The sequence below is a fragment of the Dactylosporangium vinaceum genome (assembly GCF_019904175.1).
In the GTDB taxonomy this organism is placed as follows: Bacteria; Actinomycetota; Actinomycetes; order Mycobacteriales; family Micromonosporaceae; genus Dactylosporangium; species Dactylosporangium vinaceum.
The window spans coordinates 5367931-5381057 of sequence record NZ_CP061913.1; the positions used below are offsets into that span (position 1 = coordinate 5367931).

Below are 13127 nucleotides of genomic sequence, written 5' to 3' on the forward strand. Positions count from 1 at the left end.
AACGGTTTGCGCAGAGCTTGACGGATGTGAATGCGTCGACGATGCTGGCCGGACGCGGAACCAATGGGTCTTCTCCGGCAACCGCCATACCGGAAGGAAATGCCATGCGAAACGTGATCGGCACGATCGGGTGCACGATGTTAGCGCTCACACGACTGGCGTCCGCTGCGGCTCCGAGCCGGCGGCGGGCGCTGGCCGGCGTGCTGGCGCTGCTCGTGGGCGTCGGCACGGTCGCGGGTGGGCTGCCGGCGAGCGCGAAGCCGGCGGCCGTCGCGGCCGCGGCCATCGCGACGCCGCCGATGGGCTGGGCGTCGTGGAACAGCTTCGCCGCCAAAATCAACTTCAACGTCATCAAGACGCAGACCGACGCGCTCGTCGCGTCGGGCCTGAAGGACGCCGGCTACCAGTACGTCAACATCGACGAAGGCTGGTGGCAGGGCACCCGGGACGCGGCCGGCAACATCACTGTCGACACCGCCGAGTGGCCCGGCGGCATGAAGGCGATCGCCGACTACATCCACAGCAAGGGCCTCAAGGCGGGCATCTACACGGACGCCGGCCGCGACGGGTGCGGCTACTACTACCCGACCGGCCGGCCCGCCGCGCCCGGCAGCGGCAGCGAGGGCCACTACGACCAGGACTTCCTGCAGTTCTCCCAGTGGGGCTTCGACTACGTCAAGGTCGACTGGTGCGGGGGCTCGGCCGAGGGCCTCGACTCGCGCAGCGCCTACCAGGCCATCAGCGACGCGATCGGCCGGGCGAGCGCGCAGACCGGCCGGCCGATGGTGCTGTCGATCTGCAACTGGGGCGTGAGCAGCCCGTGGAGCTGGGCACCGGGCATGTCCAGCCTGTGGCGCACCAGTGGCGACATCATCTACTTCGGTGAGCAGCCGCAGATGAGCCGGGTCCTGGCCAACTTCGACGCCGCCCAGCATCCGTCGGCGCAGAGCGCCGGGCACTACAACGACCCCGACATGCTCGTCGTCGGCATGCCCGGCTTCACGGCCGCGCAGAACCGGACGCATCTGAGCCTGTGGGCCATCTCCGGCGCGCCGCTGCTGGCCGGCAACAAGCTCGACCAGATGAGCGCCGACACCCGTGCCGTCCTCACCAACCGCGAGGTCATCGCGGTCGACCAGGACCCGCTGGGCCGCCAGGGCACCAAGGTCGCCGAGGACCGGACGGGCCTGCAGGTGTACAGCAAGACGCTGTCCGGCAGTGGCCGGCGCGCCGTCGTGCTGCTCAACCGGACCGGCGCCGCGGCCGGCATCACCGCCCGCTGGTCCGACCTGGGGCTCACCGGGTCGGCCGCCGTGCGCAACCTGTGGACCGCAGCGGACCTCGGCACCGTGAGCGGCAGCTACACGGTGACGGTGCCGGCGGGCGAGGCGGTGCTGCTCACCGTGGCCGGCACCGATGGCGGCGGGACCGGGCAGCCGGGCCACCGGATCGTCGGCGGGCAGTCGGGGCGGTGCCTCGACGTCCCCAACAGCTCCACCACGAACGGCGTGCAGGCCCAGCTGTGGGACTGCTCCGGGGCCGCCAACCAGACCTGGACGGCGACCGCGGCCAAGCAGCTGCAGGTGTACGGCTCCAAGTGCCTCGACGCCTACAACCGCGGTACCACCAACGGCACCGCGGTGGTGATCTGGGACTGCAACGGCCAGACCAACCAGCAGTGGAGCGTCAACGCCAACGGCACCATCACCAGCGTGCAGTCCGGCCTCTGCCTCGACGCCAACGCCGCCGGCACGGCGAACGGCACGAAGGTCATCCTGTGGGCCTGCAACGGCCAGGCCAACCAGCGGTGGACGCTGAGCTGACGCCGAGCCGGTTGCGGGGCGGGACCGCGATCGCGGTCCCGCCCCGCCCGGGCGCCGGGTTCCCGCCTTACGGCACCGGCATCATGTGAGCGCCAACACAGCGCAGCCGATATCGACAATCCGGATGGTGCGACGCCCGCGCCGGGCATTGCCGTCGATAGGGGAGTCGCCGGTGAACAGGGCGAGCGGCATTACCGGCCCGGACCGCTTGTCATGACGGCAGTGAGCCGCGCAGCAGGGAGTGGCCGGAGTGGGCCGCGTTGCCGTCGTGCGGTTCGGCGGAGATGTCGATGATGCGGTACTGCTCCAGGTCGAGCCCGGGCGGGACCGGAAGGTCCTCGTCGACTCCGCCGGTGAGGGCGCCGAGGGCCTCCATCCGCAGGCCGGGGCCGTTGAGGCTGGTGGCGTCGAGCAGCCACGCCTCGTAGTCGCCGTCGGTCTGGGCCGGCATGCCCTGGGCATGGATGTGCAGCCGCCGCTGACCGTCGACGGTGCGCAGGCAGGCCGAGCCGGTGACGCCGGCGGGGACTCCGGGCAGCGCCTCAAGGCGGACGAGCCCGGCACCCGCGCACGGGGCGGCCTGCGGCGCCGGCGCCGGGCGACCGGTCGCGACAAGCGTGGCGACGACCGCGAGCGCGGCCGCGGCACCGGCGATGAGCGCGGTCATCGCCCAGCCGGGGCCGCGGCGGCGGGCCCGGCGCGCGGCGAGCTCGTCCGGGCCGACGCCGATGCTGCTGCCGGGGCCGATGCCGGCCGGCCGGGGCGGCGGCGCGTCGGTGTGCAGGGTGACGGGTGGCGGGGCGACACTGCGGCCGGTGGCGGCCAGCTCGGCCTGGATGCGGTCCCAGACCCGCTGCGGGGGTATCGGGAGATCGCCCAGGTCATGCGTGTGGCGCCCGCGGTCGGCGACGTGGCGCAGCTCGTCGAGGCCGGAGCGGCACTCGGTGCAGCGGTCGATGTGATCGGCTTCCTGCGGGGTGAGGGGCTCCTCACCGAGTGCCCGGAGGATCAGCTGATCGGCGTCAAGGTGCGGCAACGTCCACCTCCCATCGTTCCCGCAGACGGGCCATACCCCGGCGGAGATGACTTTTCACTGTACCCAGCGGCAGCTCGGTGATCGCCGCGATCTGGGTGTGGGTCAGGTCGTCGTAGAACGCCAGGCGCAGGACCCGGCGCTGCTCGGCCGGCAGCCGGGCGAGCTCGTCGGCCAGCACCAGCCGGTCGACGAGCTCGTCCGCGGGCGCCGGGGAGGCGGCCGATGGGGCGTCGCGGCGGGCCGACTCGGTCGCGCGGTCGTGGCGCCCGGCCGCTCGCAGGTGGTCGACGACCTTGCGGCGGGCGATGCCGAGGAGCCACCCGAGCAGGGTGCCGCGGTCCGGGTCGAACCCGGTGCGGCCCTGCCAGGCGGCCACGAAGGTGCCCTGGGTGACGTCCTCGGCGTCCGCCGCGGTGCGCAGTGTGCGGGTGGCGAGGTGGAACACGGCCGGCGCGTAGCGCTGGTAGACCAGGCCGAGCACGTCGTCGCCGCGATGGAACGCGGCGGCGAGCTCGTCCGGCTCGCCGGGCGGGCGGCCGCCGGCGCGGCCGGTGTCCGGGCCGGCCGGCGTCACCACTGGTGCCGCCATCGCACAACCACCTCCAGACGGTATCGCAGGAACAGCGGGGCCGGGCGGGGGTCCGCCCGATCGTCAGGCCGCCGGCTGGGCGGTGATGACGACGTTGTCGCGGTAGTGCCCGGTGCTCGCGTCGAACGGCCCCCCGCACGTGATGAGGGTGAGCCGCACACCGCCGTCGCGGGCGAAGTACTTCTCCAGCGGGATCTTCGCCTTCGGGTACACCTCCCGGGCACTGACGGTGAAGCGCCTGACGCTGCCGTCGGCCCCGGTCACCGCGACCGGGTCGCCGGGGCCGAGGTCACGCAGGTGGAAGAAGGCACCCTGGCCCTGCTGCGCGCTGTCGACGTGGCCGGCGATGACGATCGAGCCCGCGGTGGCGTCGACGCCCGGGCCCCACTTGTACCAGCCGACGACGTCGACGCTCGGGGGCACCGCGAAGTCGCCGGTCTTCTCGTCGACGCCGACCGCGTCGACCTTGGCGTCGAGCTTGAGCCGGTCGATCTTCAGACCGGTCGGGGGTACGGGTGCCGCCGGTGCCGTCGCGGCCGGCGGTGCGGCGCTCGCCCCCGGCGCCGCAGCGGCCGAGCCGGTCGCGGCGGGAGGCGTGCCGGCCGGGGGTGGAGGCTGTTCGGCGCAGGCGGTGACCGTCGCCGCCAGCATCGTGACGATACCGGCGGCGACGGCGGCCCAGGCCGCAGCCCGGGATCGGCTCATCAGACCCGGACCCGGGACTTCCGCAGCGCGAATCCACCGGCCAGCGCGACCATCAGGCCGAGCGCGCCGGCGAGGTACACCCACGCGGCCGGGCCCTGGTCGGCGCCGCCACCGCTACCGGAGTTGACGCCACCGGGAGTGCCGTGCAGACCGGTGATGCTCTGCGCGACGACGCCCAGCGTCTTGCCCTCGGCCGAGCCGATCGCGTAGACGATCGTCGAGGTGCCCTCGGCCAGGTTGAGGTCGGCCGCGGGGATCGCCACCGTTGTCGTGCCGGCCAGCACCACGTCGGCGCTGACCTTCCCGGCGGCCAGGTCGGCCTTGGCCTCGTTCGGGTTGGTGAGGTTCTTGAACACCGGCTGGCCGCCCGCCCGCACGTCGACGGCCGGGGCCGCCGCCGTGTGCCGCACGACGAGACGGGCCTTGCCGGGGGCCAGCTTCGACACGTCGTTGACGAACGGCGTCAGGGTCGGCTTGCCGTCCGCCGTGAGGTGCGCGACGAGGCTGATGTTGGCGTCGGCGGGCACCGCGGCCTGGTCGACCTTGATGATCGGGCTGGTGATCGGGTCGCCCGGCTTCACGATGACGATGTCGTATTTGCCGGCCGCCAGGTCCAGCGGGCCGGCGACCTTCGACGGCTGGAAGTTGTCAAGCGTCTTCTTGCCGTTGACGTACACGTCGACCGGCTGGCCGGGGATGCCGTGCACGACCGAGACCTTGCTGGTGCCGGCGGCGTGCGCGGCCGGTGCGAACGCGACGATCCCGGCGGCGGCGGCGGCCAGGGCGGCGAACCCGGCCGCGAACCGGCGCGGCAACACACGAGCAACCATGGGTACGAGCTCCTTCTCACGTGGTGGCAGTGACGTGAGTGGTTTCGAGCGCCCGGCGCGGCCCGGATTCGCCGGATGGAATGTTCCACACTTTGCAACCGCGGACCCGGCCGCGCGCGAACGCGACACCGCATCCGGGCGCGGCCGGACGCCTGAAGCAATCGCGTCCGGGCTGCATCCGCGGCGGCGGGCGGGCCCGAAGTACCGGTCGTGACGGCCGTCACCGCCAATCGATCCAACCGACGCGTTCGCTGCGGCGCGCGCGTCACGGCCCGAAAGGTTCCGCTGATGCACCTCACCCGCATGGTCCGCGGCCTCGCCGTCGGCACCGCCGTCACGACCGTCGCCCTGGCCGCCGCGCCCGCGGCCGCCTCCGCGAACACCGGCGCGAAGCCGCTGGGCACCCGCTCGCTCGCCGCGGTGCTCACCCGAGACACGGGCGGCTTCGACCGCAACGGCGCTGACTACGACATCCTCACCAAGGCCGTGCTCACCGTGCTGCAGGCCAAGCCGCAGTCGCCGGTGAAGGTCCTCACGGACGGCACCGTCGCCCTCACCGCGTTCCTGCCCAACGACCGCGCCTTCGAGCGCCTCGCCCAGGACGTCGGCGGCGGGCGCACGCTGCCCACGGAGCAGCAGGCGTTCACCGCCGTGGCCGGCCTCGGCATCGACACCGTCGAGCAGGTCCTGCTCTACCACGTCGTCCCGGGCGCGACGATCGACGCCCGCGCGGCCCGCAAGGCCGACGGTGCGGCCCTGACCACCGCGCTGGGCCCGGCGATCACCGTCGACGTGCGCTACGGCTGGTGCATCCAGCTCGTCGACGCCGACCGCAGCGACCGCGACCCGGTCGTCGTCCGGACCGACATCAACCGCGGCAACCGGCAGATCGCCCACGGCGTCGACCGGGTCCTGCGCCCCGTCGACCTGCCCTGATCCCCGCACCTCACCGCAGCGCCGGCCCGGCCGGGGCGGCCCGGTCCACCTGACCGCGGCCCGCCCCGGCCGGCGTCGTCGTCCCGCGGCGGTCCGGCCGTCGTCGTCGACGGCGTCGGCCCGGCCACCGCGCGGCCGGGCGCCGGGGAGCGCGGGCGTGTCCGGCCGGGCGGTCAGGGGCGGGGCAGGACGCCGAGGAGCGTGGCGGTCAGGGCCAGGTTCAGGGCCTCGGGCAGCGGCAGGTGGAAGCGGGCCAGCTCCGGCTCGGCGGCGTAGGCGGCCCGGAGGCTCGGTGGGGGAGTGCCGTACGCCGACAGGGCACCGGCCATCACCATCGTCTGCAGACTGAACAGCGTCGCGTGCTCGCCGAGCTCCGGGAGGTACACCAGGATGAGGCTCGTCATGCTGGTGAGGCGCTGCAGGGAAGCTCGTTTGTAGCGGGCGACGACCTCGACCGAGACGTTGTGCTCCAGGACGCTGCCCTGGGCGTTGAAGAGGTCGCACAGCACGACCCGGGCGGCGAGGGAGCGGCTGAGCAGGCCGGCCACCGCGGTCGCCCGCTGCGCCATCGGCGCGCTCGTGTCGACGCCGGTGGCCAGGTCGCCCTCCAGCTCGGCGAGCCACTCCTGCAGGAAGCGGTCGAGCAGCTCCAGCAGCACCGCCTCGCGGGACTCGAAGTAGCGCAGCACATTCGGCTTGGCCAGGCCGACGCGGCGGCTGAGCTCGTTGAGGGTGACCGCGGCCACCGGCATCTCGTCGAGCATCGCCGACGCCACGTCGAGGATCGCCCGCCGGCGTGCCTCACGCTGCTCTTCGGTCCGCGCCCGTTGGAACGTCACGATCCAAACCTTAGCTTGAGTACCGCCGGTACGTTGACAACGTACCGGAAGTACTTTAGCGTTGTCGGTACAAGATACCTTCGGTACGTTAATTGGGGAGCGGACATGAGCCAGACGTGGACGACGGCGAACATCCCGGACCAGCGCGGGCGGGTGGCCGTGGTCACCGGGGCCAACACCGGGTTGGGCTTCGAGACCGCCAAGGCGCTCGCGGAGCGCGGCGCCGCAGTGGTGCTCGCGGTGCGCGACGTCGAGAAGGGCGGGCGGGCCGCGGCCCGGATGGCCGGCGACGTGACGGTGCAGGCGCTCGACCTGACCTCGCTGGACTCCGTGCGCTCCGCGGCGGCGGCGCTGCGGGGCCGGTTCGACCGGCTCGACCTGCTCATCAACAACGCCGGGGTCATGTACACGCCGAAGCTGGCCACCCGGGACGGCTTCGAGATGCAGTTCGGCACCAACCACCTCGGCCACTTCGCGCTCACCGGGCTGCTGCTCGACCTGATGCTGCCGGTCCCGGGCTCGCGCGTGGTGACGGTCAGCAGCACCGGGCACCGCATCCGCGCCGCGATCCACTTCGACGACCTGCAGTGGCAGCGCTCCTACAGCCGGGTCGGCGCCTACGGCCAGTCCAAGCTGGCCAACCTCATGTTCACCTACGAGCTGCAGCGCCGGCTCGCGGCCCACGGCACCACCGCGGCGCTGGCCGCCCACCCCGGCGTGTCGAGCACCGAGCTCGCCCGCAACACGCCGGCCGCACTCCGGCTGCCGCTCACCTGGCTCGCGCCCCTGATCACCCAGACGCCGGCAATGGGCGCGCTGCCGACGTTGCGCGCCGCCACCGACCCGGCCGCGCTCGGCGGCCAGTACTACGGCCCCGGCGGACGGTTCGAGGTCACGGGGCACCCGCGGCTCGTCACCTCGAGCGCCGAGTCGTACGACGTCACGGCCCAGCAGCGGCTGTGGGCCGCCTCCGAGGAGCTCACCGGCGTCACCTTCCCCGTCGGCGCCCCGAGCCCGGCCCGGCCTCGGTAGCCTCACGATCATGGAGAAGTCGGCCGCCTCGGGCGTCGTGCCGGCGCCGATGCCGGGGCTGGCCGCGTGCCGCCCGGACGGGACGGCCGCCCCGCGTCAGTAGCGGAAGCGCTGGACCGTGCGGCGCAGGTCGGCGGAGAGGCCGGCCAGGTCGGCGACGGAGGTGTGGCTGGCGTCGACGGTGGCCTTGCTGGCCCGGGCGGCGTCGGCGATGGCGGTGACGTTGACGGCGATCTCGGCGGTGCTGGCGGCGGTGTCGTCGACGTTGCGCTGCATCTCGGCGGTGGTCGCGGTCTGCTCCTCGACGGCGGCGGCGATGGTGGCCTGGAATTCGTTGATCGTCTCGATGATCTGGCGGACCTGCTCCACCGTGGTGCCGGCCTGGGCGCTGCTGGCCTGGATCGCGGCGACCCGGCGGCCGATGTCCTCGGTCGCGGCGGCGGTCTGCTGAGCGAGCTCCTTGACCTCGTGGGCGACGACCGCGAAGCCCTTGCCCGCGTCGCCGGCCCGGGCCGCCTCGATGGTGGCGTTGAGGGCGAGCAGGTTCGTCTGCCCGGCGATCGCGGAGATCACCTTCAGCACGTCGCCGATCCCGGTGGACGACTCGCCGAGCGCGGTGATCGTCCGGGTGGCGCCGGCGACGGCGGTGACGGCCTCGCTGCCGACAGTGGCGGCTCGGCCCGCGCTGCCCGCGATCTCGTTGATCGCCGCCTGCATCTGCCGGGCCGCGGCCGCGAGGGCCTGCGTGTTGCCCGAGACGCTGTCCGCGACGGTGGCCACGACGCTGCTCTGCGCGGCCGACTCGCCGACCTGGGCGCTGACGAGGGCGTTGCCGCCGGTCAGCTGGTCGCTGGCGGTGCCGAGCGCCACGGCGGTGCGGTCCATGATGGACACCGTCTCGCGCAGGGATGCGCCGGCTGCGGTGAGGGCGGCGGCCATCTCGCCGATCTCGTCGCGGTCGGCCACGTCGGCGTCACCTGTCAGGTCGCCCTCGGCGAAGCCCTGCAGGACCTGCCGGACCCGGCGCACCGGCCGGGTGACCAGGCGGGTCACGGCCAGTGCGATGAGCACGGCGAGGACGGCGGCACCGGCGGTCATGGCGACGATGGCGATCTCGTGCTCGCGGGCGCTGTCCCGAGCGGCCTTGGCCGCCGCCGCGGCGGCCTGCATCTCGGTGGTGAACAGCTGGTCGAGCGGCTCGGCGAACGCGTCGTCGGCGGCCTGCAGGGGCCCGCTGAGCGCGGCGTCGACGGCCGCCGGGTCGTGCCGGTCGGCGGCCGGGACGACCTGCTGGTCCCGCACGCTGCGCCACGTCGCCAGCCCGGCCTTCACCTGCCGGACGAGGTCGGCCCGGCCCGCGTCGAGGGTGCCGCCGTGGTGCGCGAGGTAGCCGGCCAGCCCGGTGTCGATGACGTCGTCGACCGTGCCGATCAGGGCCCGCAGAGCCGCCGGGGTCGTGCCGGGGGCGCCGAGGGTGTACTGGAGCAGGTACACCCGCACATCGCCCTCACCGTCGCGGACCTGGGCCAGGTCCCCGAGCGGCAACGCGACCCGCTGGTAGATGTCGTTCGCCCGGTCACTGGCGCTGCGCGCCGCGGCGATGCCGGTCCACGACACGGCACCGGTCCCGATGACGGCGACGAGCACCGGCAGCAGGATCTTCGTGCGCAGCCGCCGGTCCCGCAACCACTTCGCCATCGGTACCTTCCCACGCGGTCATGGCCGCCTACGAGTGGCCGGCACCCAAGCCCATCGGCGGCCCCCCGGGGAAGCTGAGCCTCTTTGCCAGGGATCGGATGAGCGCGCGTGAGAGGCCGCGCCGCCTATTTGTCAAGAGTTGACAAAAGCGTGGCGTGACGGTGTGCTGCGTATGGACAGCCGCCTCTGTCCGGCCTCATCGATCCCGCCCGGCGCCGCCCCGCCCAGGCGCGCCACCGCCATGTCCGGCCGTGCACCGCCGTCGTGGCCGGCGGTGACACCCCCACACGAAACGGCAGGTTGCCGCAATGACGTCGTACCCTCCCCGCAAGGTTCCCCGGGTCCGGGCCTGGGCCGCGCTCGTGGCGCTCGCCGCCGGGCTGCTCGCCGCCGCGGTCACCGCAGCGCCGGCGGCCGCCGCGGCCGGTGACTTCATCACGGGGTTCGAGGCCGGGGACCCGCAGCCGACATGGCAGAACAGCGTCGAGAGCAGTGCCAACATCGGGGGGTACTGCTGCGCCCTCACGGCAATGGAGAGTGCTCCGCGCAGTGAGACGGCGCACGGCGGTACCACCGCGCTGATGTACTCCGGCAACGACACCAGCACGACCTCGTCGTACTCCTACAACCGGATCTTCGACGTCGACATCCCGATCGGCGCGTCGAGCACGCTGTCCTACTGGGTCTATCCGCAGTCCGGCGGGCACCTGGACGTCGCCGTCGACCTCATCTTCACCGACGGCAGCAGCCTGCGCGACTCCGGCGCCGTGGACCAGTACGGGGTGCGGGTGCACCCGACCTTTCAGGGCACCGGCAACCACCTGAACTTCAACACCTGGAACAACGTCACGTCGAACATCGGCAACTGGCTGGCCGGCAAGACCGTCGACCGGATCCTCGTCGCCTACGATCAGCCGGCGAACACGGGCACCTTCCGCGGGTACTTCGACGACATCTCGATCCTGGCCGGCGGCGGGGCCTCCGGGCGGCTGTCGGACTACGTCGACACCCGGCGCGGGTCCAACTCGAACTTCAGCTACTCCCGCGGCAACACGTTCCCGGGCACGACGGTCCCGAACGGCTTCAACTTCTGGACGCCGGTCACCAACGGCAACAACGACAGCTGGCTGTACGAGTACAACGCGACGACCGTGCAGGGGTTCGCGATCAGCCACGAGCCGAGCCCCTGGATCGGTGACTACGCCCAGCTGCAGGTCATGCCGATGACGGGCGGGGTGAAGTCGACACCTGACGCGCGCAAGTCCACGTTCAGCCACGGCAACGAGGTGGCGCGCGCGCACTATTACAAGACGCAGCTGGACACGTACGGCATCACGGCCGAGATCGCGCCGACGGACCACGCCGGGGTGATGCGGTTCCGGTTCCCGTCGGCGGCGGACTCCGTGATCCTGTTCGACACCGTCGACAGCGCCGGCGGCTCGCTCACCGTCGACACCGCGGCGCAGACCATCTCCGGCTCGATCAACCACCGCGGCCAGCAGCTGTACATCTCCGCGACCGTCGACAAGGCGATCGCCGCTTCCGGCACCATCACCGGGCAGGGCGCGACCAGCTGGATCCGGTTCGCGACGGCCGCCGGCGAGCAGGTGACGCTGAAGATCGGCACGTCGTTCATCAGCGTCGCGCAGGCCGCCGCCAACCTCGGCCAGGAGGTCGGCGCGAAGAGCTTCGACACCGTCAAGGAGGAGGCGGCGACCACCTGGGACACGGCGCTGGGCAAGGTCCGCATCGAGGGCGCGAGCGGCGACAACATGACCACGTTCTACTCGAACATGTACCGCGCGTTCATGTACCCGAACAACCGCTCCGAGATGGTCGGCGGGGTGCGCAGGTACCTCAGCCCGTACGACAACACCGTCCACGATGGACAGATGTACGTGAACAACGGCTTCTGGGACACCTCCCGCGCGGTGTGGCCGCTGTACAACCTGCTCGCGCCGACGCGGTCCGGCGAGATGCTCGACGGGATCGTGAACGCGTACAAGAACTTCGGCTGGACGCCGCGCTGGACCGGGCCGGGCTCGATCGACATCATGGTCGGCACCAACCAGGACCTGGCGTTCGCCGACGCGTACATGAAGGGCGTGCGCAACTTCGACTACCAGGCCGCGTACGCGTCGATGGTGAAGAACGCCAGCACATACTCGGGCGCCGGGAACAAGGGCCGCAAGGCGATCCAGACCTCGGTGTTCAAGGGGTATGTGGCCACCGACGTGCTCGGCGAGTCGGCGGCCTGGACGCTCGAGGACGCGAACAACAACTTCGGCATCGCGCAGATGGGTGGGGCGCTCGGCTTCAGCGAGGACGCGGCGTACTTCCGCAATCAGGCCCTCGACTACACGAACCTGTTCTCCCCGTCCGTCGGGTTCTTCCGCGGCCGGCAGAGCAGCGGCGCGTGGCGTACGACCGATGCGGCTTTCAAGCCCAACGAGTGGGGCTGCGAGTTCACCGAAGGCGCACCGTGGCACTACGCGACGGCGGCGCCGCAGGACCCCAACGGCATGGCGAACCTGTACGGCGGGAAGGCCCAGCTGTCGGCGAAGATCGATGCGGTGCTCGCCGCGCCGCGCGACTTCCTCCCCGGCTGCTACGGCGGGACGATCCACGAGATGTCGGAGGCGTACGACACCAACATGGGCCAGTACGCGCACTCCAACGAGCCCATCCACCACATGCTCTACATGTACAACTACGCGGGGACGCCGGCCAAGACGCAGAACCAGGTCCGCAAGGTGCTGACCACGCTCTACAACTCCGGCGCCGGGACCGGCAACGGCTACCTCGGCGACGAGGACAACGGCGAGATGTCCGCCTGGTACGTCTTCAGCGCGATGGGCTTCTACCCGGCGCGGATGGGCAGCACCGACTACACCATCGGTGCGCCGCTGCACCCGAAGGCGACGATGACGCTGGAGAACGGGCGGACGTTCACGGTCACCGCCCCGGGCGTCAGCGACACCAACCGCTACATCCAGTCGGCCACGCTCAACGGCGCCACCTACACGAAGAACTACCTGACCCACGCCGACCTGACCGCCGGCGGGACGCTGAACTTCGTGATGGGCCCGAACCCGTCGTCGTGGGGCACCGGCGCGGGCGACATCCCCGCCTCGCTGACCTCGGGCCCGGCGGCCCCGGTCCAGCTGCAGGACCGGGCGACCGGCAGCACCGTCACGGCCAGCGCGGAGAACGGCACCGTCGAGGGCCGGGCCATGCTCGTCGACGACACGTCGATGACGAAGTGGCTGGCGTTCGCGAACACGGCCACCATCACCTGCCAGCCGGCCGGACCGGCGACGGTGAAGCAGTACACGCTGACGTCGGCCGACGACGTGCCGGGCCGCGACCCGAAGGCGTGGACGCTGCAGGGCTCCAACGACGGGACGACCTGGACGACCGTCGACACGCGGTCGAACATCGACTTCGTCGACCGGCGCCAGACCCGGGCGTTCGTCATCGCGAACGCGACGGCGTACTCGCGGTACCGCCTGCAGATCACCGCCAACCACGGCGCCGCGGAGACGCAGCTGGCCGAGCTCGAGCTGCTCGGCTGAGCACCGGGAGCGGCGCGAGCCGTTGACCAGGGGTGCGGACCCCTGGTCAACGGCCGGCCGATGG

The 13127-nt window shown here is 72.2% G+C and carries 10 protein-coding genes; 4 read left to right on the plus strand and 6 right to left on the minus strand.

Going from position 1 to position 13127, the window contains the following annotated elements:
• Window positions 1-104 precede the first annotated feature (104 nt).
• Entirely contained in the window at window positions 105-1823 is a 1719-nt protein-coding gene (locus Dvina_RS24065; RefSeq protein WP_223104723.1) for a glycoside hydrolase family 27 protein, read from the plus strand.
• 211 nt (window positions 1824-2034) lie between these two features.
• Here the strand turns inward: Dvina_RS24065 and Dvina_RS24070 are convergent, their stop codons facing one another.
• The 4 genes from Dvina_RS24070 to Dvina_RS24085 form a co-directional block, all read right to left on the minus strand.
• The gene (locus Dvina_RS24070) at window positions 2035-2859 is read right to left on the minus strand and encodes an anti-sigma factor (RefSeq protein ID WP_223104724.1); all 825 of its coding nucleotides are present in this window, start codon (window positions 2857-2859) and stop codon (window positions 2035-2037) included.
• Window positions 2846-3448, minus strand: coding sequence for an RNA polymerase sigma factor (locus Dvina_RS24075; RefSeq protein WP_223104725.1), 603 nt, complete (start codon window positions 3446-3448; stop codon window positions 2846-2848). Before Dvina_RS24075 ends, Dvina_RS24070 begins: the two co-directional genes overlap by 14 nt.
• Window positions 3449-3511: 63 nt before the next feature.
• Window positions 3512-4153: a class F sortase gene (locus Dvina_RS24080; protein ID WP_223104726.1), complete on the minus strand. Its 642-nt coding sequence runs from the start codon at window positions 4151-4153 to the stop codon at window positions 3512-3514.
• Window positions 4153-4983, minus strand: a complete 831-nt coding sequence (locus Dvina_RS24085; protein WP_223104727.1) for a DUF4397 domain-containing protein — start codon at window positions 4981-4983, stop codon at window positions 4153-4155. The genes Dvina_RS24080 and Dvina_RS24085 overlap by 1 nt, the downstream gene beginning before the upstream one ends.
• A 288-nt stretch (window positions 4984-5271) precedes the next feature.
• Here Dvina_RS24085 and Dvina_RS24090 point away from each other — a divergent pair, with 288 nt between their 5' ends.
• A complete protein-coding gene (locus tag Dvina_RS24090) occupies window positions 5272-5919 on the plus strand; it encodes a fasciclin domain-containing protein (protein WP_223104728.1) in 648 nt (215 codons plus the stop codon).
• Between the two features lie 173 nt (window positions 5920-6092).
• Here the strand turns inward: Dvina_RS24090 and Dvina_RS24095 are convergent, their stop codons facing one another.
• Window positions 6093-6758, minus strand: a complete 666-nt coding sequence (locus Dvina_RS24095; RefSeq protein WP_223104729.1) for a TetR/AcrR family transcriptional regulator — start codon at window positions 6756-6758, stop codon at window positions 6093-6095.
• Window positions 6759-6863: 105 nt separating this feature from the next.
• Here Dvina_RS24095 and Dvina_RS24100 point away from each other — a divergent pair, with 105 nt between their 5' ends.
• The gene (locus Dvina_RS24100; protein WP_223104730.1) at window positions 6864-7790 is read left to right on the plus strand and encodes an SDR family NAD(P)-dependent oxidoreductase; all 927 of its coding nucleotides are present in this window, start codon (window positions 6864-6866) and stop codon (window positions 7788-7790) included.
• A gap of 96 nt (window positions 7791-7886) precedes the next feature.
• On the opposite strand, the gene Dvina_RS24105 is transcribed toward Dvina_RS24100, so the two are convergent.
• Window positions 7887-9488, minus strand: coding sequence for a methyl-accepting chemotaxis protein (locus tag Dvina_RS24105; protein WP_223104731.1), 1602 nt, complete (start codon window positions 9486-9488; stop codon window positions 7887-7889).
• Between the two features lie 308 nt (window positions 9489-9796).
• Between Dvina_RS24105 and Dvina_RS24110 the strand changes: the two genes are divergently transcribed.
• Window positions 9797-13063, plus strand: a complete 3267-nt coding sequence (locus Dvina_RS24110) for a GH92 family glycosyl hydrolase (protein WP_223104732.1) — start codon at window positions 9797-9799, stop codon at window positions 13061-13063.
• The last annotated feature ends 64 nt before the right edge of the window (window positions 13064-13127 follow it).

Coding starts and splice junctions, on each gene's coding strand:
- Dvina_RS24065 (WP_223104723.1), top strand. CDS start 105: ATGCGAAACGTGATCGGCACGATCGGGTGCACGATGTTAGCGCTCACA.
- Dvina_RS24075 (WP_223104725.1), bottom strand. CDS start 3,448: ATGGCGGCACCAGTGGTGACGCCGGCCGGCCCGGACACCGGCCGCGCC.
- Dvina_RS24080 (WP_223104726.1), bottom strand. CDS start 4,153: ATGAGCCGATCCCGGGCTGCGGCCTGGGCCGCCGTCGCCGCCGGTATC.
- Dvina_RS24085 (WP_223104727.1), bottom strand. CDS start 4,983: ATGGTTGCTCGTGTGTTGCCGCGCCGGTTCGCGGCCGGGTTCGCCGCC.
- Dvina_RS24090 (WP_223104728.1), top strand. CDS start 5,272: ATGCACCTCACCCGCATGGTCCGCGGCCTCGCCGTCGGCACCGCCGTC.
- Dvina_RS24100 (WP_223104730.1), top strand. CDS start 6,864: ATGAGCCAGACGTGGACGACGGCGAACATCCCGGACCAGCGCGGGCGG.
- Dvina_RS24105 (WP_223104731.1), bottom strand. CDS start 9,488: ATGGCGAAGTGGTTGCGGGACCGGCGGCTGCGCACGAAGATCCTGCTG.
- Dvina_RS24110 (WP_223104732.1), top strand. CDS start 9,797: ATGACGTCGTACCCTCCCCGCAAGGTTCCCCGGGTCCGGGCCTGGGCC.